Genomic DNA, 21654 nt, shown 5'->3' with positions numbered 1-21654 from the left:
GTCCGGCGCCACAAATGACAGTAGGGAAGCCGGGGTTGGCGAGGTATCCGGCTGGCGGGGGAGTTCTCCCTGGGGCCTGCCTCGGGGGCGGGGTGGGGTTTTCCCTACCCCCGACCCTGATTCCCTCCCTGATCTCAGGGTGGAAACTCCACCCTGAGGGGGAGGAATCTCCACCCGGAGCACGAGGTCAGAGCCCCGTCCGCGGGGTGAAGATGGTGCGGGGCCGCCGGAGAGGCGTCCCCGAGGGGGTTGGCTTACGGGGGTCACTTGCCGGTCGGCAAGCAAGTTCTCGTAAGATGATGCTCTCAATCACTTACCTGCCGACCGGCAAGGGAGCGGGCGCTTCGCGCTGCCCGCGACCCGGCCGGTTCCCGATCCGTCGCCCGGCGTCCCGTCCCCCAAGGGCTGCGGTGAACCATGCCCAGGAGGCATCACGAGCATGTTCCACCGACTTGGACACTTCGTCGTCCGTCGCGCCTGGTGGGTGATCGCCGGGTGGGTCGTCGCGATGCTCGCCATCGCGATCAGCGCGCCCAAGATCAACGCCCAGACCGACGAGGCCGCGTTCCTCCCCAAGCACTACGAGTCCATCCAGGCCTCGATGGTCCAGGAGAAGGCCTTCCCGTCCAGCTTCACCCCCTCCGCCCTGGCGCTCTTCGAGCGCAAGGACGGCGGCGCCATGAACGACGCCGACAAGGCCGCCATGGCCAAGGTCGTCCAGGGGCTGACCGACAAGAAGATCGAGCACGTCGAGAAGATCATCCCGGCGTCCGAGCAGAGCACCTCCAAGGACGGCAAGTACGCCCTCGCGCCGATCGCCATCGACAAGTCGACGCAGCAGTCGGACGAGTTCGGCGAGGCCGCCAAGAAGCTCCGCGAGGAGGGCAAGAAGCTCGCCGAGGGCACGGACCTGAAGTTCCAGGTCGGTGGTCAGGCCGGCCAGGCGCTGGACCAGAAGGAGGCCTCCGGCTCGGCCGACGCCCTCATCGCGATGTCCACCGTCGTGCTGGTCGCGATCATCGTCGGGATCATCTTCCGCAGCATCCTGGCGGGCATCCTGCCGCTGCTGGTCTCGCTGATGTTCGCCATGCCGACCGCGAACGGCGCGATCGCGTACGCCACCAAGGCGTTCAACCTGGAGAGCACCCCGGTGCTCTCGGCGATCCTGATCGTCGTCGTGCTCGGCGTCGGCACCGACTACTTCCTGTTCCTGGCGTTCCGCTACCGCGAGCGCCTGCGCGCCGGTGACGAGCGCAAGGAGGCCGTGGCCAACGCGGTCGGCCGGGTCGGCGAGGCCATCGCCTCCGCCGCCGGCGCGGTCACCGTCGCCTTCGCGGTGCTGATCCTCTCCAGCCTCGGCATGTTCAAGGCCCTCGGCCCGGCGCTGGCCATCGCGGTCGTCGTCACCGCCTTCGCCTCGCTCACCCTGGCCCCGGCGCTGCTCGCGGTCATCCCGGCCAAGGGCGTGTTCTGGCCCGGCAAGAAGTGGATGCAGGAGCCGGGCAACGCCCGCTTCACCGCCATGGGCCGCATGGTCGAGCGGCGCCCCGGCGTCGTCGCGGTGGCCTCCGGCGGTGTGCTGCTGGCCCTGTCGGCCGCCGCCCTCGGCTACACCGGCACCTTCGACCTCGCGGGCAGCTCCATGCCCAAGGAGAAGGAGTCGATGGTCGTCCAGGACAAGCTGATGAACGGCTTCTCGGCCGGCGCCGCCGACCCGAGCCACGTCTACCTGTCCGCCAAGAACGGCGCCAAGCTCGACCCGGCCGTCTTCGAGGGCTACGCGGCCAAGCTCGGCGCGGTGCCCGGCGTGGCGCAGGCCGCGTCGAAGCCGCAGGTCAGCACCGACGGCGCGACCGCCGAGTTCACCGTCCTGCTCAAGAACGAGCCGGCCAGCAACGAGGCGATCGAGACCGTCACCGAGCTGCGGGAGGTCGCCCACGCGCAGGCCCCGGCCGGCACCGAGGCCAAGGTCGGCGGTCTGACCGCGGTCTACAAGGACATCAACCTCGCGATGACCCACGACTACCAGCTGGTCTTCCCGATCGCGGGTCTGCTGATCCTGCTCATCCTCGCCCTGCAGCTGCGCAGCGTGGTCGCCCCGTGGTACCTGATGGCCTCGGTCGGCCTGGGCTTCACGGCCACCCTCGGCGCCGCCACGCTGATCTTCCAGAACATCGGCGGCGAGACGGGCCTGATGTTCATGCTGCCGATCCTCATCTACCTCTTCGTGGTGGCGATCGGCACCGACTACAACATCCTGATCATCGCCCGACTGCGCGAGGAGGCCCGCGAGGGCCGCACCCCGCGCGAGGCGGCCCGCGAGGCGCTGCGCCACGGCGGTCCGACGGTCGCGGCGGCCGGGTTCATCCTGGCGGCGTCCTTCGCGACCTTCATGCTCGCGGGCAACGTCTTCATGCTGGAGTTCGGCTTCGCGATGGCCTTCGGCATCGGCCTGGCGGCCTTCGTGATGGCGCTCTTCTTCACCCCGGCGCTCACCGCGCTGATCGGCCGCGCCGCCTGGTGGCCCGGCCACGGCGACAGCGCCGGCCCCCAGGCGGGCCCGGCCCCGCTGACCGGTACGCACGGCGTGCCGGAGCCGGCCGGACGGCGCTGACCGTCCGGAGGGGGCGGCCGTGACCGCCCCGGTGCAGTGACAGGCGCGCGGCGTCCGCTTCGGCGGGCGCCGCGTGCCCTCGTTCCGGGGGCCGCAAACGTGACGTGGTCGGCAGAAACTCCCCGGTCAGTCGGGGTGACGTCGTGCTACAGTCGAAGCAGTTGCAGTTTTGGTTCCCATGAACGTTTGTGTGCGCCTGCTGGTCCAACCAACAGGCGCATTTGTTTTGTCCGGTGTTTTAGTCTCCGGATGGGGATCGCGGCTACTCGGGTCCACGAGGTGTGGGCCCTGATGCCCCAGTTTTAGAGGAGACGGTTATGGCTACCGGCACCGTGAAGTGGTTCAACAGCGAAAAGGGCTTCGGCTTCATCGAGCAGGAGACCGGCGGCCCGGACGTGTTCGCCCACTACTCGAACATCGCCGCCCAGGGCTTCCGTGAGCTGCTCGAGGGCCAGAAGGTGGAGTTCGACGTGACCCAGGGCCAGAAGGGCCCGCAGGCCGAGAACATCCGCGTCATCGGCTGACGTCAGTCCTCGGACTGACGCGCGACAGCGCGCGGCGACTCCGGGGCGCCGTTTATTCCCCCCCGGGCGGAGCAACACCTTCCGGAAGGCATCAATGGCCGGTCCTTATCAGTCGGAAGGCGATCGGGCCACGAATCCAGTCGATCTTTCCTGTTGGTTAGGCTTTCAAATGTTCGCACGGCTAAAGTCGGTGCCATGCATGCCTGGCCCGCCTCCGACGTTCCCGCCCTGCCTGGTCAGGGGCTCCCGCTCCGTATCCACGACACCGCGACGGGCGGTATCCGGGAGGTCGTGCCGCAGGACGGCACCGCCCGGATCTACGTCTGCGGCATCACCCCCTACGACGCGACCCACATGGGCCACGCCGCCACGTACAACGCCTTCGACCTCGCCCAGCGGGTCTGGAAGGACGCCGGACACGACGTCCTGTACGTGCAGAACGTCACCGACGTGGACGACCCGCTGCTCCAGCGGGCGGTCGAGACCGGCCAGGACTGGGTCGCCCTCGCCGAGCGCGAGACCGCCCTGTTCCGCGAGGACATGACCGCCCTGCGGCTGCTCCCGCCGGCCCACTACATCGGCGCCGTCGAGTCCATCCCGTGGATCGTGCCGCTGGTCCAGAAGCTGCTCGCCGACGGCGCCGCGTACGAGCTGGACGGCGACATCTACTTCTCGGTGGACGCCGACCCGCGCTTCGGCGAGGTCTCCGGCCTCACCCGCGAGGCGATGACCCCGGTCTTCGCCGAGCGCGGCGGCGACCCGGACCGCCCCGGCAAGCGCCACCCGCTGGACGCCCTGCTCTGGCTCTCCGCCCGCCCCGGTGAGCCCGCCTGGGACACCGAGCTCGGCCACGGCCGCCCCGGCTGGCACATCGAGTGCGTCGCGATCGCCCTCCAGTACCTCGGCATGTCCTTCGACATCCAGGGCGGCGGCAGCGACCTCTCCTTCCCGCACCACGAGATGGGCGCCGCCCACGCCCAGGTCGCCACCGGCGCCCACCCCTACGCCCGCGCCTACGTGCACGCCGGCATGGTCGGCCTGGACGGGCACAAGATGTCCAAGTCCCGCGGCAACCTGGTCTTCGTCTCCGCGCTGCGCCGCGAGGGCGTCGACCCGGCCGCGATCCGCCTGGCCCTGCTCTCGCACCACTACCGCGCGGACTGGGAGTGGACCAAGGCCACCCTGGACGAGGCCGTCGAACGCCTCGCCCGCTGGCGCGCCGCGGTCTCCCGCCCGGACGGCCCGTCGGCCGGGGCGATGCTCGCCGAGGTCCGCGCCGCGCTCGCCGAGGACCTCGACGCGCCCGCCGCGCTGGCCGCGGTCGACCGCTGGGCCGCACTGCAGGAGGCCGAGGGCGGCGAGGACATCGGCGCGCCCGGCCTGGTCTCGCGCACGGTGGACGCGCTGCTCGGCGTGGCGCTCTGACGCCCGATCGGTAGACCGCCGGCCGCCGGAGAGGTGACGCGGAAGGGGTGTCAGGAGGCCCGGCCTCCTGACACCCCTTCCGCGTTCCGCCGGTGCCCGGCGGGACGGCCTCAGTCCTCCTCGGCGCCGTCCTGCTCCTTCGGGGCGTTCGGCGTCTCCGGCTCGGCCGGCGGACGCTCCGCCGTGGCGTGCCCGGCGACCGGCTTCTCCCCGGTCGGACCGACGTTCTCCCGGCGGCGCAGGTAGCGCTCGAACTCGCGGGCGATCGCGTCACCGGAGGCCTCCGGCAGCTCCGCGGTGTCCTGCGCCTCCTCCAGCTGCTGGACGTACTCGGCCACCTCGCTGTCCTCGGCGGCCAGCTGGTCGACGCCCAGCTGCCAGGCGCGGGAGTCCTCGTTGAGCTCGCCCGGCGGGATGCGCAGGTCCAGCAGGTCCTCCAGCTTGTTGATCAGCGCCAGGGTGGCCTTCGGGTTCGGCGGCTGCGCGACGTAGTGCGGCACCGCCGCCCAGAGCGTCACCGCCGGCACCCCGGCGTGGGTGCAGGCCTCCTGGAGCACGCCGACGATCCCGGTCGGCCCCTCGTAGCGGCTCTCCTCCAGGTCCAGCCGGCGGGCCAGCTCCGGGTCCGAGGTGACCCCGCTGACCGGCACCGGACGGCTGTGCGGGGTGTCCCCGAGCAGCGCGCCCAGGATCACCACCAGCTCGATGCCCAGCTCGTGGGCGAAGGCCAGCAGCTCGTTGCAGTACGAGCGCCAGCGCATGCTCGGCTCGATGCCGCGCACCACCACGAGGTCCCGGGTCTTCGGCTCGGTGACCCGGATCACGGAGAGCCGGGTGGTCGGCCAGGTGATCCGGCGGATGCCGCCGTCCAGCCAGACGGTCGGCCGGTTGACCTGGAAGTCGTAGTAGTCCTCCGCGTCCAGGGCGGCGAACACCTTGCCGCCCCAGGTCTCGTCCAGATGCGCCACGGCCGCCGAGGCGGCGTCCCCGGCGTCGTTCCAGCCCTCGAAGGCGCAGACCATGACCGGGTCGATCAACTCGGGAACATCTTCCAGCTCGATCACCCAGCGTCTCCCTCCGGTCGGCGAACGGCCCTGCCCGGCCCGCACGGGCCTGCCGGGTCGCCGGGCGGCCAGCCGCCGACTGTCGAACCTCTCGTCACCCATGGAACGCCTCGCCCCATGGTCCCTACCTGCCCAGCCTACGGGCTTTGAAGCGCACGGCGGCCGGCACCGGGACAGTCTGGGGGAGCGGGGCGGCCCGATCCAGTGGTTATCACGCCAGGCCGCGGGACGGGCCCGCCCGGCCCCCGCTTCCCGCGCGCCCGGCCCCGCCTCTGGCCCCCACCCCTCGCTTCCCGTGCGCCCGTCCCCTCTTCCCGTGCCCCCGCTCCCCGGCGGGGTGATGATGGGAGACGGGGCCTGGCCGACGGGTGTGAGGAGTCGGGCTGATGAGCGGATGGCTGTGGATCGGCGCGGGTGCCGTACTGGCCGGGGCGGCGGCACTCGCCGTGGCGGCGGGCCGCCGGCTGCCGGTGGAGCACGTCACGGAGGGCGGACTCGACCTGGCGCAGCCCCCGGGCGCGGTCTGGGACGTGATGACCGACATCGACCTGTACCCGGCCTGGCGCCGCAACCTGACCCACGTGGAGCGCCTGCCCGCCCCCGGCGCGCAGGTGCGCTGGCGCGAGTACGACCGGCACGGCCACACCACGTACGAGGTGCTGGAGAGCGAGGCCCCGCACCTGCTGGTGACCGGCATCGCGGATCCCGAGCTGCCGTACGGCGGCACCTGGACGAGCGTGCTGACGCCCGCCGGTTCCGGCAGTTCGCTGACCATCACCGAGCGCGGTGAGATCCGCAGGCCGCTCTACCGCTTCGTCCACCACTACCTGATGCGCGAGGACCGCGAGATCCACCGCTACCTGGACGCCCTCGCCCACCGCCTGGCGGCCTGAGCGGCCCGGCCCGGCCCGGCCCAGGCCCGGCCCGGGTCCGGGCCGGACCAGGTCCGGGCGGGGTCAGCGCACCCAGCCCTCGCGGTAGTCGGCCCAGTTCTCCGGCGTCGCCGCGAAGTCCACGTACAGCGCCACCCCGAAGTTCCTGCGCCCGAGGTCGCCGCGGCCGAGGCCGAGCCGGATGCCGCGGATGCCGTCGGCCACGGTCTCGGCGTGGCCCCAGTGGCCCCACCGGTCCTCCCAGTAGAAGGGCAGACCCATCAGCAGGTCGACGTGTTCCGGGGTGGCCTCCAGGGCGAGTTCGGTCTGGAGGGCGTTGTAGCCGCCGTAGAGCGAGGCGGTGGGCATGCTGGAGTCGTACGTCATCACCGCGATCTGGTCGACCCGGCGGGCCGTCTCGGCGAAGTAGGCCTGGTCCCACCACTTGCCGTGGTCGGTGAGCGCGATCCCGGCGGTGTGCAGCCCGGGGACCGGGTCGATCTGCGGGGCGGCCACCGACAGCTGGGCGCCGCGTTCGCGGGTCACCGGGCGGACCTGGTCGAGCAGGGCGAGCCAGCCGGCCGAGCCGGGCCGGATCGGCTCCATGTCGAAGTGGACCCCGTCGAAGCCCTGGTCGAGCACCTGGCGGGCGGCGGCGGTGACCCGGTCACGGCTGGCCTGGTCCTCCAGGTCCAGTCCGTCCTTCTCCGGCCGGACGACGTCGCCGAGCCAGCTCTGCACCCGGATGCCGGGCAGGGCGCGGTGCACCGCGTCGGTGAACCAGCGCGCCTTGGGGTGCGCGGTGGCCGGCAGGCTGCCGTCGTGCTCCAGCGGGCCGGTGTGCACGTACAGGTCGCGGACGCCGGTCCCGGCGAGCAGCCGGGCCAGCGCGGCGATGTCGGCGTCGCCCTTGCGGCCGTCCACCCAGGCGTGGCCGAGCCAGACCGCGTCCTTGCCGCGGGTGCGGGCCTCGGGGGAGGGGTCGCCGACGTACTGCAGCCGCAGGGCGAGGGCGGCGCTGCCGAGCGTGGCCACCGGGACGGCCAGCAGGAGCGCCGTCACCACCAGGGCCCGCCGCCACCGCGACCAGCCCCGCCAGCGCCGGCGGGCGGCGCCCGGCCAGCCCCGTACGGCCCCGCCCCAGCGCCGTACGACCCCGCCCGCGCTCCGCAGTCCAGCCCGGAAAACCGCCATCCGTGTACCCCCCGATCTCGGCCGAGCGCTCAGGATACGGAATGCCCCCTCACCCGTGGGGCCGGGGCGGATACCCTGGCCACGTGCGTCCCCGATCAAGCGGGGACGCAAAGCCGACAGCCGTCGCACCCAGGGAGAAGCCCCATGGCCGTTGCAGCCGTCCCGTCCAGCGCCCACCAGAGCCGCGCGAACGCATTGCGCGAAGCACTAGCCGCCCGCGTGGTGGTGGCCGACGGTGCGATGGGCACCATGCTCCAGGCCCAGGACCCCACCCTGGAGGACTTCCAGCAGCTGGAGGGCTGCAACGAGGTCCTGAACGTGACCCGGCCCGACATCGTCCGCTCCGTCCACGAGGCCTACTTCGCGGTGGGCGTGGACTGCGTGGAGACCAACACCTTCGGCGCCAACCTGTCCGCGCTCGGCGAGTACGAGATCCCCGAGCGCATCTTCGAGCTGTCCGAGGCCGGGGCCCGGATCGCCCGCGAGGTGGCCGACGAGCACGCCGCCGACGGCCGCACCCGCTGGGTGCTCGGCTCGATCGGCCCCGGCACCAAGCTGCCGACGCTGGGCCACGCCCCGTACGAGACGCTCCGCGAGGGCTTCCGGCTGAACGCGGCCGGCCTGATCGCCGGCGGCGCCGACGCGCTGCTGGTGGAGACCAGCCAGGACCTGCTGCAGACCAAGGCCGCGGTCCTGGGTTGCAAGCAGGCGCTGGCCGAGGCGGGCCTGGACCTGCCGCTGCTGGTCCAGGTGACCGTGGAGACCACCGGCACCATGCTGCTGGGCTCGGAGATCGGGGCCGCGCTGACCGCGCTGGAGCCGCTGGGCGTCGACTACATCGGCCTGAACTGCGCCACCGGTCCGGCCGAGATGAGCGAGCACCTGCGCTACCTGGCCAAGAACGCCAGGATCGGCCTGTCCTGCATGCCGAACGCGGGCCTGCCGGTGCTCGGCAAGGACGGCGCCCACTACCCGCTGAGCCCGGCCGAGCTGGCCGAGGCGCACGACACCTTCACCCGCGAGTACGGCCTGTCGCTGGTCGGCGGCTGCTGCGGCACCACGCCGGAGCACCTGCGCGCGGTGGTCGAGCGGGTCCAGGGCCGGGAGGTCGCGGCGCGCGACCCGCGTCCGGAGCCCTCGGCGGCCTCGCTCTACCAGGCGGTGCCGTTCCGTCAGGACACCTCGTACCTGGCGATCGGCGAGCGCACCAACGCCAACGGCTCCAAGAAGTTCCGTGAGTCGATGCTGGCGGCCGACTGGCAGGCCTGCGTGGAGATCGCCCGCGACCAGATCCGGGACGGCTCGCACATGCTCGACCTGTGCGTGGACTACGTCGGCCGGGACGGCGTGGCGGACATGAAGGAGATCGCCGGCCGGCTGGCGACCGCCTCGACCCTGCCGATCGTGCTGGACTCCACCGAGCCGGAGGTGCTGCGCGCCGGCCTGGAGGCGCTGGGCGGCCGCGCGGTGCTGAACTCGGTCAACTACGAGGACGGCAACGCCCCCGACTCGCGTTTCGGCCGGATCGCCTCGCTGGCCCGCGAGCACGGCGCCGGCCTGATCGCGCTGACCATCGACGAGGAGGGCCAGGCCCGCACCGCCGGGGGCAAGGTGGCGATCGCCGAGCGGCTGATCGAGGAGCTGACCGCCGACTACGGCATCGACGAGGGCTCGATCCTGGTCGACTGTCTGACCTTCACCCTGGCGACCGGTCAGGAGGAGTCGCGCCGCGACGGCATCGAGACCATCGAGGCGATCCGCGAGCTCAAGCGCCGCCGTCCGGGCGTGCAGACCACGCTGGGCCTGTCCAACATCTCCTTCGGTCTCAACCCGGCCGCCCGCGTGGTGCTGAACTCGGTGTTCCTGCACGAGTGCGTCGAGGCCGGCCTGGACTCGGCGATCGTGCACGCCTCCAAGATCCTGCCGATCGCCCGGATCCCGGAGGAGCAGCGCGAGGCGGCGCTGGACCTGGTGTACGACCGCCGCCGGGACGGCTACGACCCGCTGCAGCGCCTGCTGGAGCTGTTCGAGGGCGTCTCCTCGGCCTCGGTGAAGGCGTCCAAGGCGGAGGAGCTGGCGGCGCTGCCGCTGGAGGAGCGCCTGCAGCGCCGGATCATCGACGGCGAGCGGGGCGGCCTGGAGGCCGACCTGGACGAGGCGCTGACGCTGCGTCCGGCGCTGGAGATCATCAACGACACGCTGCTGTCGGGGATGAAGGTGGTCGGCGAGCTGTTCGGCTCCGGCCAGATGCAGCTGCCGTTCGTGCTGCAGTCCGCCGAGGTGATGAAGTCCGCGGTGGCGCACCTGGAGCCGCACATGGAGAAGTCCGACTCGGAGGGCAAGGGCACCATCGTGCTCGCCACCGTCAAGGGCGACGTCCACGACATCGGCAAGAACCTGGTCGACATCATCCTGTCCAACAACGGCTACAACGTGGTCAACCTGGGCATCAAGCAGCCGGTCTCGGCGATCCTGGACGCCGCGCAGGAGCACCGGGCGGACGTCATCGGGATGTCCGGCCTGCTGGTGAAGTCCACCGTGATCATGAAGGAGAACCTGGAGGAGCTGAACCAGCGCAGGCTGGCGGCCGAGTACCCGGTGATCCTCGGCGGCGCGGCGCTCACCCGCGCCTACGTCGAGCAGGACCTGCACGAGATCTACGAGGGCGAGGTCCGCTACGCCCGGGACGCCTTCGAGGGCCTGCGGCTGATGGACGCGCTGATCGCGGTCAAGCGCGGGGTGCCCGGCGCGACCCTGCCGGAGCTCAAGCAGCGCCGGCACGCCCGGGTGGAGGTCGAGGAGCCGGAGGAGGTCAACCTCGGCCAGATCCGCTCGGACGTCACGGTGGACAACACCGTTCCGGCGCCGCCGTTCTGGGGCGACCGGATCGTCAAGGGCGTGCCGTTCGCGGACTACGCCTCCTGGCTGGACGAGGACGCGCTGTTCAAGGGCCAGTGGGGTCTGAAGGCGGCGCGCAGCGGCGAGGGCCCCTCGTACGAGGAGCTGGTGGAGACCGAGGGCCGGCCGCGGCTGCGGATGTGGCTGGACCGGCTGCAGACCGAGGGCTGGCTGGAGGCGGCCGTGGTCTACGGCTACTTCCCGGCGAACTCCAAGGGCGACGACCTGATCGTCTTCAACGAGGACGGCACCGAGCGCACCCGCTTCACCTTCCCGCGCCAGCGGCGCGGGCGCCGGCTCTGCCTGGCGGACTTCTTCCGCCCCGAGGAGTCGGGCGTCCGGGACGTGGTGGGCCTGCAGGTGGTCACCATGGGCAACCGGATCTCGGAGGCGGCGAACGAGCTGTTCGCCAACAACTCCTACCGGGACTACCTGGAGCTGCACGGCCTGTCCGTGCAGCTGGCCGAGGCGCTGGCCGAGTTCTGGCACGCCCGGGTCCGCTACGAGCTGGGCTTCTCCGGCGAGGACCCGCAGGACGTCAAGGACATGTTCGCGCTGAAGTACCGCGGCGCCCGCTTCTCGCTCGGCTACGGGGCCTGCCCGGAGCTGGAGGACCGGGCCAAGATCGCCGAGCTGCTGAAGCCGGAGCGGATCGGCGTGGTGCTCTCCGAGGAGTTCCAGCTGCACCCCGAGCAGTCCACCGACGCGATCGTCATCCACCACCCGGAGGCGAAGTACTTCAACGCGCGGTAACGCGCACGACGCGCTGCGTTCGCTCCTTTCCGGCGGACCAGGCGTATCCTGGATCATCCTGAACGGGCCGGTCCGCTCACCAGCGGGCCGGCCCGTGCCATCCCCGGGGCCGGCCCGACCCGGCCCGGACGGAAGGATCCCCGCCATGACCACCATCTCCACCGCCACCCGGTCCCTCGGTCACGGCGACGGCCGGGGCCTCCAGGCGGTGCTGCTGGACATGGACGGGACGCTGGTCGACACCGAGGACCTCTGGTGGCAGGCCGAGGCCTCGCTCTTCGCCGAGCTGGGGTACGCGCTCGACGAGAAGGACCGCGCCCAGGTGGTGGGCGGCCCGATGAGCCGGGTGATCGACTACCTGCTGGCGGCCACCGGGGTGGACCTGGCGCCGGCCGACCTGACGGTGCTGATCAACCAGCGCTTCGTGGACCTGCTGGGCGGCGGGGTGCCGCTGATGCCGGGCGCCGAGCGGCTGCTCAACACGCTGGCCGCGCACGGGATCCCGGCCGCGCTGGTGTCGGCCTCGCACCGGCACATCATCGACATCGTGCTGGGTTCGGTCGGCACCCACCACTTCGCCTTCTCGGTCGCCGGGGACGAGGTGCCGCGCACCAAGCCGCACCCGGACCCGTACCTGGAGGCGGTGCGCCGGCTGGGCGCCGAGCCGGCGCGCTGCGTGGTGGTGGAGGACGCGCCGACCGGGGTCCGTTCGGCCGAGGCGGCCGGCTGCCCGGTGATCGCCGTCCCGTCGGTGGCGGCGATCGAGCCGGCGCCCGGGCGGCTGGTGCTGCCGTCGCTGGAGCAGGTGGACCTCGAACTGCTGAGCTCGCTGGTCGCCTCGCGTGTCTGAGCCGGGGCCCGCGCGGGTCTGAGCCGGGTCCGCGCGGGTGGGCCGAACAGGGCCCCGCGCGGGCGGGGCGAACCGGGACGGAACCGGGGAGTTCTCACGATCCGGAACGGCGTTCTCCACCCTTGGACAGGCCCCTCAGGCCCGCCTGGTGTGATTATCGTCTCATTGCGGTGACTTCCTACCCGCCGGTAAGGGCTTGGCATATGCCCACGGTGGGGGGTGTCCGGGGAGAAATCGGGCATTGGCTGACAACTCGAAGAGCCACCCGAGATGCCCTGTCAGCACGTTTCCCAAACGTCATCTGCACGGGTATCGGTCGTACGTGTTCGATATGGCACGCTACTCCAGTTCCACCCCCCACCACCTGCCGCGCCTGCGTCGCTGACGGGCAACCCCGTCATGCCTCCGGTCCTACGGCAGGGCATCCGGCCCGCGCGCGCCTCCCCATCCCCGGAGACGCACCCTTCGCGGGTCACCGGCCCCACCGGCCCGCATCGAGAAGGACGCGACCCGTGAAGACTTCCGCTGAACGACGACTGGCAGTACTCGGCTGCGCCGGCCTGGTCGCCGCCGCGGTGACCGGCTGCGGCTCGGTCACGGAGGCGGTCAAGGGCGACGGCGGCAAGTCGATCATCATGGGCAGCACCAACGTCACCAACGTGCTCGACCCGGCCGGCGCGTACGACAACGGCTCCTGGCTGCTGCTGCGCAACACCCACCAGTCGCTGCTGAAGTTCCCCGCCGCGTCCACCACGCCGGCCCCGGACGCCGCCCAGTCCTGCGAGTTCACCGGTGGGGACGCCAAGCAGTACCACTGCAAGCTGCGCTCCGGCCTGAAGTTCTCCAACGGGCACGCGCTGACCTCCTCCGACGTGGTCTTCTCCATCGAGCGCACCAAGAAGATCAACGACCCCAACGGTCCGGCCGGTCTGCTCGCCTCGATCCAGTCGGTCGACGCCCCCAACGACACCGAGGTGGTCTTCCACCTCTCGCAGCCCGACGCGGTGCTCCCGGCCAAGCTGGCCGGCCCCGCCGGCGCGATCGTCGACCAGGAGGTCTACCCGGCCGAGAAGCTGCTGCCCAACGACAAGCTGGTGGGCTCCGGCGTCTACAAGGTCGACTCGATGGACAGCACCGAGCACGGCCCGAGCAAGGTCGTCCTGCTGCCCAACGAGAACTACGGCGGCGACGAGAAGACCCGGAACTCCAAGTTCACGCTGCGGTACTTCGAGAAGGCCTCCGACCTGAAGACCGCGCTCGACAAGTCCGAGGTCGACCTCGCCGACGACGGCCTGGAGCCCGGCGCCGCCGCCCAGATCCGCGCCGACCAGCTCGGCGGCAAGAACGACCTCCAGGTCGTCGAGGGCGACAGCAACGCCACCCGCTACCTGGTCTTCAACACCAAGGACCCGGTCACCGGCAACACGGCCGTCCGCCAGGCGGCGGCCCAGCTGATCGACCGCAAGGGCCTCGCCCGGGACGTCTACGCCCGCACCGTCCAGCCGCTGTACTCGGTGGTGCCGGCCGGCGTGGTCGGCCACAACACCGCCTTCTTCGACCGCTACGGCGACCAGGACGTGGCCAAGGCCAAGGCCATCCTGAGCGCCGCCAAGGTGCAGATGCCGGTGAAGATCACCCTCTCCTGGTCCCGCTCGCGCGCCGAGGGCGCCGAGACCGACCTGCTGAAGAAGCAGTTGGAGAACGGCGGCCTCTTCCAGGTGACGGTCAACCAGGAGGCCGACTGGGACGTCTACAAGAAGGCCTGGACCGAGGGCAAGTACCAGGCGTACATGATCGGTTGGAGCGCCGACTACCCGGACGCCGACAACTACGTGGCCCCGCTGGTCGTCGAGGGCGGCGCGTACCACCACGGCTGGGACGACGCCCGGATCAGCGGCAAGCTGGTGCCGGACAGCCTCAAGCAGGCCGACCGCGCCGCCACCGCCAACACCTACGCGCAGATGCAGAACATCGTCGCCGAGGGCGTGCCGATGATCCCGCTGTTCCAGAACAAGTCCTTCTACGCCTCCCGCAGCAACATCACCGGCGTGGAGTCCACCGTCGACACCACCGGCGTCTTCCGCTTCTGGGAGATCAGCCGCGTCGGCAAGTAGCCCGCGCGGGGCCGGCGCAACCGTGCCGGCCCGCCGGAGCGTCACCCTCAGCACGGTGGCCCGCCCGTCCCCCAGGGTGCAGGGGGAACGGACGGGCCACCGTCATGTCCGGGGCTGCTACAGCGTGCCGGGGCGCACCAGGCCGCTCTCGTAGGCGTACACCGCCGCCTGGACCCGGTCGCGGAGCTGAAGCTTGGTCAGCACGTGGCCGACGTGGGTCTTCACGGTGGTCTCGCTGACGAACAGCTCCGCCGCGATCTCCGCGTTGGACAGCCCGCGCGCCACCAGTCTCAGCACCTCCAGCTCCCGCTCGGTCAGCGCGGTCAGCGCCTGCGGCGGCGCCTCGTCGCCGGACGGCAACTTGGTGGCGTACATGTCCAGCAGTCGCCGGGTGATGCTCGGGGCGAGCATTGCGGCGCCGTCCGCGACCACCCGGATCGCCTGCACCAGCTCCTCGGCCGGGACGTCCTTGAGCAGGAAGCCGCTGGCGCCCGCGCGCAGCGCCTCCACCACGTACTCGTCCAGGTCGAAGGTGGTCAGCACCAGCACCTTCACCGGGCCGTCGCGGCCCGGGCCGGCGATCCGGCGGGTGGCCTCCACGCCGTCCATCCGCGGCATCCGGATGTCCATCAGCACCACGTCGGGCTGCAGCGCCCTGACCTGGTCCAGCGCCTGCTGACCGTCGCCGGCCTCGCCGACCACCACCAGGTCGGACTCGGCCTCCAGGATCATCCGGAAGCCGGTGCGCAGCAGCGGCTGGTCGTCGACCAGCAGCACTCGGATCGTCACCTAGGACTCCTCGTTCATCGGATCCCCCGTGGGATCGCCATCGTCGGACCTGCGGGCCAGCGGCAGCGGGTACGGCGGGGGAGTGCCGCCGAACTCCGGGCAGCTGGCCCGGTGGTCGCACCAGTCGCAGAGCCGGTTGCGGGTCGCCGGGAAGTCCCCCGTGGCGACCGCGAGCGTGATCCGCTCCCACAGCGCCCGGAGCTTGCGCTCCACCGCCAGCAGGTCGGCCTCGTCCGGGTCGTACGAGACCACGTCGCCGCCCCCGCCGAGGTAGACCAGCTGGAGCCGCTTGGGGATCACGCCCTTCCAGCGCCACACCACCAGCGCGTAGAACTTCATCTGGAACATCGCCTTGCCCTCGAAGTCCCGCGAGGGCGCGCGGCCGGTCTTGTAGTCGACCAGCCGCACCTCGCCGCTGGGGGCGACGTCCACCCGGTCGATGTAACCGCGCAGCAGCAGCCCGGAGTCGAGCGCCGTCTCCACGTACAGCTCGCGCTCCACCGGGTGCAGCCGGGTCGGGTCCTCCAGCCGGAACCACTGGGTGACCAGCTTCTCGGCGTCGGCCAGCCAGCGGGCCAGCGCGCCGCCGTCAGGGTCGTCCGGGAACAGCGAGCCCAGCTCCGGGCGCTCGCCCAGCAGCCGCTCCCACTGCGGGCGCAGCAGGCCCAGCGCCCGCTCCGGCGTCCGGTCGGCCGCCGGGCTGTCGAAGAGCCGCTCCAGGACGGCGTGCACCAGGGTGCCGCGGGTCGCCGCGGAGCTCGGCGGCTCCGGCAGCCGGTCGATCACCCGCAGCCGGTACAGCAGCGGACAGGTCAGGAAGTCCCCGGCACGCGACGGGGACAGTCCGGTCGGCGCCGCGGCGCTCCGGGCCGGTGCGGGCGGCGTGCCGTCCACCGGGGGGCGTCCGGCCGTGCTCTGGTCGGTCTCGTGCATGCCCCTGACCCTATTGGTCCTCGCTGTCATCTCGCTGCCACCGTACTGCCCCCGTCGTCACCCGACCGTTGCCGAGGTGCCGCCGAGGTGGTGCCGGCAAGGCCGCTCGCGGCGCCCCGCAGCGGGTATGAGGGCAGTGGGAGGGGCGCGCACCGCGCCGGCGCCCGGGATCACGTAGCGTGGGCGCACCGGCGCGCGGTGCACGACGAGGGACCGATCTGAAGGGATCACGGTGAGCGACAGCAGGGGTCGGCAGACCTCCGACCAGCCACCGACCGGCGGCGGCGACCGGCCGGGCCCGCGGCCGCCCGAGGAGCCGGAGCGGCCGGGCGGCATCCTGATGGGCCGCCCCTTCGGCGTGCCGATCTACGTCACGCCCTCCTGGTTCGTCATCGCCGCGCTGATCACCTGGGTCTTCGGCGGCCAGCTGGACCGCGTGCTGCCCGAGCTCGGCGGCACCCGCTACCTGGTGGCCTTCTCCTTCGCGGTGGCCTTCTACGCCTCCGTGCTGGTGCACGAGCTCGCCCACACCCTGGTCGCGCTGCGCTACGGGCTCGGCGTGCGCCGCATCCAGCTGCAGTTCTTCGGCGGCGTCTCCGAGATCGAGAAGGAGGCCGAGCGGCCCTGGCGCGAGTTCTGGCTGGCCTTCGTCGGCCCGCTGCTCTCGCTCGTCCTCGGCGGCCTCTTCTACCTCGCCCTGCAGGCCGTGGAGCTGGCCACCGTGCCCGGGGTGCTGCTCACCGGGCTGATGGTCTCCAACCTGGTGGTCGCCGCCTTCAACCTGCTGCCCGGCCTGCCGCTGGACGGCGGCCGGATGCTGCGCGCCCTGGTCTGGGCGGTCACCGGCCGCCCGATGGCCGGTACCGTGGCCGCCGCCTGGGCGGGACGCGCGCTGGCGATCGCGGTGCTGATCGGCCTGCCGCTGTTCTCCGCCACCCGCGGCGCCGACCGCGGCACCACCGACACCATGATCGACGCGGTGCTCGCCGCCGTGCTGGCCGCGATCATCTGGAACGGCGCCGGCGGCAGCCTGCGCAACGCCCGGCTCAAGGAGGCGCTGCCCGGCCTGCGGCTGCGCGACCTGGCCCGCCGGGCCGTCGAGGTCACCGCCGACACCCCGCTCGGCGAGGCCCTGCGCCGCGCCCGCGAGGCCGAGGCCGGCGCGGTCGTGGTGGTCGACGGCCGCGGCGAACCGGTCGCCCTGGTCCGCGAGTCCGCCGTACGGGCGGTGCCCGAGCACCGCCGCCCCTGGGTCGCCGTCGGCGCGCTCGCCCGCGACCTCGAACCGGGCCTGCGGCTGGCCGCCGACCTCACCGGCGAGGACCTGCTGCGGGCGGTGCGCGCCACCCCCGCCGGGGAGTACCTGGTCGTCGAGGAGGACGGCCGGGTGTTCGGCGTGGCCGCGCTCACCGACATCGAGCGGCGCCTCACCGCCGCCGTCACCGGCCGCGGCTGACCCCGCCCCGCACGGCGGCCGGGCGCCGGGATGATCACCGTGGTCGGCGCGACCTGCCCGGACCGTTAGGATTGGGCGCATGTCCGAACCGACCGGTGCCACCCGCCGACGCGGGCCCTTCCAGGTCGGGGACCAGGTCCAGCTGACCGACCCCAAGGGCCGCCACTACACGTTCACGCTCCAGGCCGGGAACCAGTTCCACACCCACAAGGGTGCGTTCCCCCACGACGAGCTGATCGGCGCCCCCGAGGGCACGGTCGTGCGCACCACGGGGAACGTCCCGTACCTCGCGCTGCGCCCCCTGCTCCCCGACTACGTCCTGTCCATGCCGCGCGGCGCCGCCGTGATCTACCCCAAGGACGCGGGGCAGATCCTGGCGATGGCCGACATCTTCGCCGGCGCCCGCGTGGTCGAGGCCGGCGTCGGCTCCGGCGCGCTCTCCACCTACCTGCTGCGCGCCGTCGGCGACACCGGCATGCTCGCCTCCTACGAGCGCCGCCAGGACTTCGCCGACATCGCCAAGGGCAACGTCGAGCGCTACTTCGGCGGGCCGCACCCGGCGTGGAAGCTCACCGTCGGCGACCTCCAGGACAACCTGGTGGAGTCCGACGTCGACCGCGTCATCCTCGACATGCTCGCCCCCTGGGAGTGCCTGGACGTCGCCTCCAAGGCGCTCGTCCCCGGCGGCCTCATCTGCTGCTACGTGGCCACCACCACGCAGATGTCCCGCACCGTCGAGGCGCTGCGCGAGCACGGCACCTTCACCGAGCCGCAGGCCTGGGAGACCATGGTCCGCACCTGGCACCTGGAGGGCCTGGCCGTCCGCCCGGACCACCGGATGATCGGCCACACCGGCTTCCTGCTCACCGCCCGCCGCCTGGCCGACGGCGTCGAGCCGCCGCTGCGCCGCCGCCGCCCCGCCAAGGGCGCGTACGGCGAGGACTACGACAACGGCGCCACCCCGGAGCCCACGCTCCAGGAGCGCGCCGCGGCCCGGGCCGCCGCCCGCGCCGCCGAGGGCGAGAACGGGCCGTCCGAGCAGGGCTGACCCGCGGGACGTCCCGGGGAGGGGCGGTACGGCCGATCCGTACCGCCCCTCCCGCACGTCCGGCCCCGGGGTGTGGGACGATGCTCGCTCACACGGACCACTGGAGGGGAACGCCTGGTGGAGAGCGCGGTCGGGACGTCGAGGGACGGGCGGCGCGAGCGGGTGAGGTCGCCGTACGGCGGCGCCCCCCGGCACTGGGCCCTGGTGGCCGCCGGGTGCGCCGCGGTGGTGACGGGCGCGCTCGCCGCGAGCCCCGCCGAGGGCACGCCGAAGCCGCTGCGCGGCACCCCGAAGGCGCTCCCCGCGGCCGCCGCCCCCGACCCGGCGAAGGCCCGGCTCCCGCTGGAGTGCGGCCCGTTCCCGGTGAAGGTGGCCATCGCCCTGACCGCCGACCTCGGCGACGGCCGGCCCGGCACCGTGGTCGCCGCGCACTGCGCCGCCGAGAACGGCACCCCGCCCGACGCGGTCTACCTGCTCGGCCCCGCCCCGGCCCCGGACGGCGCCCCGGTGGTCCTGGCCACCCTGCTGCCCGAGACGGAGAACCTGACGGTCGGACGGCTCGCGCTGCGCTCCGACGGCGCCGTCACCGCGCACGCCCAGGGCTATTCGAGCGAGGACGTGCCGCGGGCCGCCCCCGACATCTCACTGGACGTCACCTGGAAGCGACGGGGCGGCGGCTGGGACCGCTCCCAGACCACCGCCCCGATCGACCGGGCCTGATGACGGCCGCGCCCTACTCGGCGTCCGGCCCGTACACCTCGACGCGGTCGGCGACCCGGCGCACGTGGATGCAGTCGCCGGGGCAGTCCTTGGCGGAGTCGGCGACGTCCTGAAGCAGCGTCAGCGGCACCGGCGCGGTGTCGCCCGGCTGCTGGCGCAGCTCGTCGTCCGGTCCCTTCACGTAGGCGAGACCGTCGATGTCGAGCTCGAAGACCTCGGGCGCGTACTGGACGCAGATGCCGTCACCGGTGCACAGGTCCTGGTCGATCCACACCTCTAGCGCGTCCCGCGCCGCCGCCTCACCGGTCACCGACATGGTCTCCTGCCGTTTCTGTCCCGAGTCGCCCCCGATCGAGGGCATTCCCGCCATTCGTACAACGATCGCACCGCAGGTGTCGGTAGCGATCGGATATCGACTCGCCCGACGATACCCCCGACCGGCTTTGGGACGTGCATGGTGGGTATCCCCATAGCAGAGGGGAAGCACGCGAGGGCGAAGATCGGACACGCCCGTTCCATCTTTCTTGATCTAGGGGTTTACGGACCCCTGGTCCCAGGTAGGGTCTGGAAGCGTCCAGCTCCCCGGAGGAGGTGAGGACCGTGGCAGCCCACGATGACGACTACAACCGCAGCACCGGCAGGCCCGCTCGTGGTTCCGACGAGGCCGCTCAGGTCTCGTACCTTGAGCAGGAAATCGCCGTGCTGCGCCGCAAGCTCGCCGACTCGCCGCGCAATTCGAGAATCCTCGAAGAGCGGATCGTCGAGCTCCAGACCAACCTGGCCGGCGTGACCGCCCAGAACGAACGGCTCGCCTCCACCCTGCGCGAGGCCCGCGACCAGATCGTGGCCCTCAAGGAGGAAGTGGACCGGCTGGCACAGCCCCCGGCCGGATTCGGCACCTTCCTCGAGGCCAACGAGGACGGCACCGCCGACATCTTCACCGGGGGCCGCAAGCTCCGCGTGAACGTCAGCCCCAACGTCGACCTCGACGTGCTGCGCCGCGGCCAGGAGGTGATGCTCAACGAGGCCCTCAACATCGTGGACGCGATGGCCTTCGAGCGCATCGGCGACATCGTCACCCTCAAGGAGATCCTGGAGGACGGCGAGCGCGCCCTGGTCATCGGCCACACCGACGAGGAGCGGGTGGTGCGGCTCGCCGAACCGCTGCGCGAGGCCACCATCCGGGCGGGGGACGCCCTGCTGCTGGAGCCCCGCTCCGGCTACGTCTACGAGGTCGTGCCGAAGTCCGAGGTCGAGGAGCTGGTCCTCGAGGAGGTCCCGGACATCGACTACCGCCAGATCGGCGGCCTCGCCAACCAGATCGAACTGATCCGCGACGCGGTCGAGCTGCCGTACCTGCACGCCGACCTCTTCAAGGAGTACGAGCTGCGCCCGCCCAAGGGCGTGCTGCTCTACGGCCCGCCCGGCTGCGGCAAGACGCTGATCGCCAAGGCGGTCGCCAACTCGCTGGCCAAGAAGGTCGCCGAGGTCACCGGCCGCCCCCAGGGCAAGAGCTACTTCCTCAACATCAAGGGCCCCGAGCTGCTCAACAAGTACGTGGGCGAGACCGAGCGGCAGATCCGCCTGGTCTTCCAGCGGGCCCGGGAGAAGGCGAGCGAGGGCACCCCCGTCATCGTCTTCTTCGACGAGATGGAGTCGCTCTTCCGCACCCGCGGCTCGGGCGTCAGCTCGGACGTGGAGAACACCATCGTCCCGCAGCTGCTGGCCGAGATCGACGGTGTGGAGGGCCTGGAGAACGTCATCGTCATCGGTGCCTCGAACCGCGAGGACATGATCGACCCGGCGATCCTGCGGCCCGGCCGCCTCGACGTGAAGATCAAGATCGAGCGCCCCGACGCCGAGGCCGCGAAGGACATCTTCTCCAAGTACCTCAAGGACTCCCTGCCCTTCCACCCGGACGACGTCAAGGAGCACGACGGCTCGGTGCCCGCCACCGTGGGGGCGATGATCCAGTCGGTCGTGGAGCGGATGTACTCCGAGACCGAGGAGAACCGCTTCCTGGAGGTCACCTACGCCAACGGTGACAAGGAGGTCCTGTACTTCAAGGACTTCAACTCCGGCGCGATGATCCAGAACATCGTCGACCGCGCGAAGAAGATGGCCATCAAGGACTTCCTCGACCACGGTCAGCGCGGCCTGCGCGTCTCCCACCTGCTCGCCGCCTGCGTGGACGAGTTCAAGGAGAACGAGGACCTGCCCAACACCACCAACCCGGACGACTGGGCCCGCATCTCCGGCAAGAAGGGCGAGCGGATCGTGTTCATCCGCACGCTCGTCACCGGCAAGCAGGGCGCCGAGTCCGGCCGCTCGATCGACACCGTCGCCAACACGGGCCAGTACCTGTGAGCGGCTGACGGCAGGAGCACGCACTCCCGTCCG

The 21654-nt window shown here is 71.9% G+C and carries 16 protein-coding genes; 11 read left to right on the top strand and 5 right to left on the bottom strand.

Features of this window, described 5'->3' with window-relative positions:
* The first annotated feature begins 439 nt into the window (after nt 1–439).
* The 3 genes from ACWEQL_RS05665 to mshC all read left to right on the top strand — a co-directional run bounded on the left by ACWEQL_RS05665 (nt 440) and on the right by mshC (nt 4563).
* Nucleotides 440–2614, top strand: a complete 2175-nt coding sequence (locus tag ACWEQL_RS05665; RefSeq protein ID WP_452148880.1) for an MMPL family transporter — start codon at nt 440–442, stop codon at nt 2612–2614.
* A gap of 317 nt (nt 2615–2931) precedes the next feature.
* A complete protein-coding gene (locus tag ACWEQL_RS05660) occupies nt 2932–3138 on the top strand; it encodes a cold-shock protein (protein WP_030312377.1) in 207 nt (68 codons plus the stop codon).
* A 195-nt stretch (nt 3139–3333) separates the two neighbouring features.
* Complete coding sequence (gene mshC / locus ACWEQL_RS05655; RefSeq protein ID WP_452148879.1) at nt 3334–4563, top strand: cysteine--1-D-myo-inosityl 2-amino-2-deoxy-alpha-D-glucopyranoside ligase; 1230 nt, start codon at nt 3334–3336, stop codon at nt 4561–4563.
* A gap of 110 nt (nt 4564–4673) precedes the next feature.
* Here mshC and ACWEQL_RS05650 read toward each other — a convergent pair whose 3' ends face one another.
* On the bottom strand, nt 4674–5627 hold the full coding sequence (locus ACWEQL_RS05650) for a PAC2 family protein (RefSeq protein WP_452148878.1): 954 nt from the start codon (nt 5625–5627) through the stop codon (nt 4674–4676).
* Nucleotides 5628–6013: 386 nt separating this feature from the next.
* Here ACWEQL_RS05650 and ACWEQL_RS05645 point away from each other — a divergent pair, with 386 nt between their 5' ends.
* Nucleotides 6014–6520, top strand: a complete 507-nt coding sequence (locus ACWEQL_RS05645) for an SRPBCC family protein (RefSeq protein ID WP_452148877.1) — start codon at nt 6014–6016, stop codon at nt 6518–6520.
* A 63-nt stretch (nt 6521–6583) separates the two neighbouring features.
* Here ACWEQL_RS05645 and ACWEQL_RS05640 read toward each other — a convergent pair whose 3' ends face one another.
* Nucleotides 6584–7693 carry a hypothetical protein gene (locus ACWEQL_RS05640; RefSeq protein WP_452148876.1) on the bottom strand — a complete coding sequence of 370 codons (1110 nt, stop codon included), beginning with the start codon at nt 7691–7693 and terminating at the stop codon, nt 6584–6586.
* A 144-nt stretch (nt 7694–7837) separates the two neighbouring features.
* Here ACWEQL_RS05640 and metH point away from each other — a divergent pair, with 144 nt between their 5' ends.
* The 3 genes from metH (at nt 7838) to ACWEQL_RS05625 (ending at nt 14308) form a co-directional block, all read left to right on the top strand.
* Nucleotides 7838–11344 (top strand): methionine synthase, encoded by a 3507-nt coding sequence (metH, locus tag ACWEQL_RS05635; RefSeq protein WP_452148875.1) that lies wholly within the window; start codon nt 7838–7840, stop codon nt 11342–11344.
* 145 nt (nt 11345–11489) lie between these two features.
* Nucleotides 11490–12194, top strand: a complete 705-nt coding sequence (locus ACWEQL_RS05630) for an HAD family hydrolase (RefSeq protein ID WP_452148874.1) — start codon at nt 11490–11492, stop codon at nt 12192–12194.
* Between the two features lie 512 nt (nt 12195–12706).
* Nucleotides 12707–14308 carry an ABC transporter substrate-binding protein gene (locus tag ACWEQL_RS05625; RefSeq protein WP_452148873.1) on the top strand — a complete coding sequence of 534 codons (1602 nt, stop codon included), beginning with the start codon at nt 12707–12709 and terminating at the stop codon, nt 14306–14308.
* A gap of 117 nt (nt 14309–14425) precedes the next feature.
* Here ACWEQL_RS05625 and ACWEQL_RS05620 read toward each other — a convergent pair whose 3' ends face one another.
* Nucleotides 14426–15097 (bottom strand): response regulator, encoded by a 672-nt coding sequence (locus ACWEQL_RS05620; protein ID WP_452148872.1) that lies wholly within the window; start codon nt 15095–15097, stop codon nt 14426–14428.
* Nucleotides 15098–16030, bottom strand: coding sequence for a RecB family exonuclease (locus tag ACWEQL_RS05615; RefSeq protein ID WP_452148871.1), 933 nt, complete (start codon nt 16028–16030; stop codon nt 15098–15100).
* A gap of 226 nt (nt 16031–16256) precedes the next feature.
* Here ACWEQL_RS05615 and ACWEQL_RS05610 point away from each other — a divergent pair, with 226 nt between their 5' ends.
* The 3 genes from ACWEQL_RS05610 to ACWEQL_RS05600 all read left to right on the top strand — a co-directional run bounded on the left by ACWEQL_RS05610 (nt 16257) and on the right by ACWEQL_RS05600 (nt 19254).
* Nucleotides 16257–17486 carry a site-2 protease family protein gene (locus ACWEQL_RS05610; protein WP_452148910.1) on the top strand — a complete coding sequence of 410 codons (1230 nt, stop codon included), beginning with the start codon at nt 16257–16259 and terminating at the stop codon, nt 17484–17486.
* Nucleotides 17487–17565: 79 nt separating this feature from the next.
* Nucleotides 17566–18534, top strand: a complete 969-nt coding sequence (locus tag ACWEQL_RS05605) for a tRNA (adenine-N1)-methyltransferase (RefSeq protein ID WP_452148870.1) — start codon at nt 17566–17568, stop codon at nt 18532–18534.
* Nucleotides 18535–18651: 117 nt separating this feature from the next.
* Nucleotides 18652–19254 (top strand): hypothetical protein, encoded by a 603-nt coding sequence (locus tag ACWEQL_RS05600; protein ID WP_452148869.1) that lies wholly within the window; start codon nt 18652–18654, stop codon nt 19252–19254.
* A 13-nt stretch (nt 19255–19267) separates the two neighbouring features.
* Here the strand turns inward: ACWEQL_RS05600 and ACWEQL_RS05595 are convergent, their stop codons facing one another.
* Nucleotides 19268–19570, bottom strand: coding sequence for a ferredoxin (locus ACWEQL_RS05595; protein WP_452148868.1), 303 nt, complete (start codon nt 19568–19570; stop codon nt 19268–19270).
* Between the two features lie 284 nt (nt 19571–19854).
* Here ACWEQL_RS05595 and arc point away from each other — a divergent pair, with 284 nt between their 5' ends.
* Nucleotides 19855–21621, top strand: coding sequence for a proteasome ATPase (gene arc / locus ACWEQL_RS05590; RefSeq protein WP_452148867.1), 1767 nt, complete (start codon nt 19855–19857; stop codon nt 21619–21621).
* The last annotated feature ends 33 nt before the right edge of the window (nt 21622–21654 follow it).

The sequence above is a fragment of the Kitasatospora sp. NPDC004240 genome (assembly GCF_053603215.1).
The sequence above is the reverse complement of the archived record's forward strand: the minus strand, read 5'-3'. Positions and strand labels throughout refer to the sequence as shown.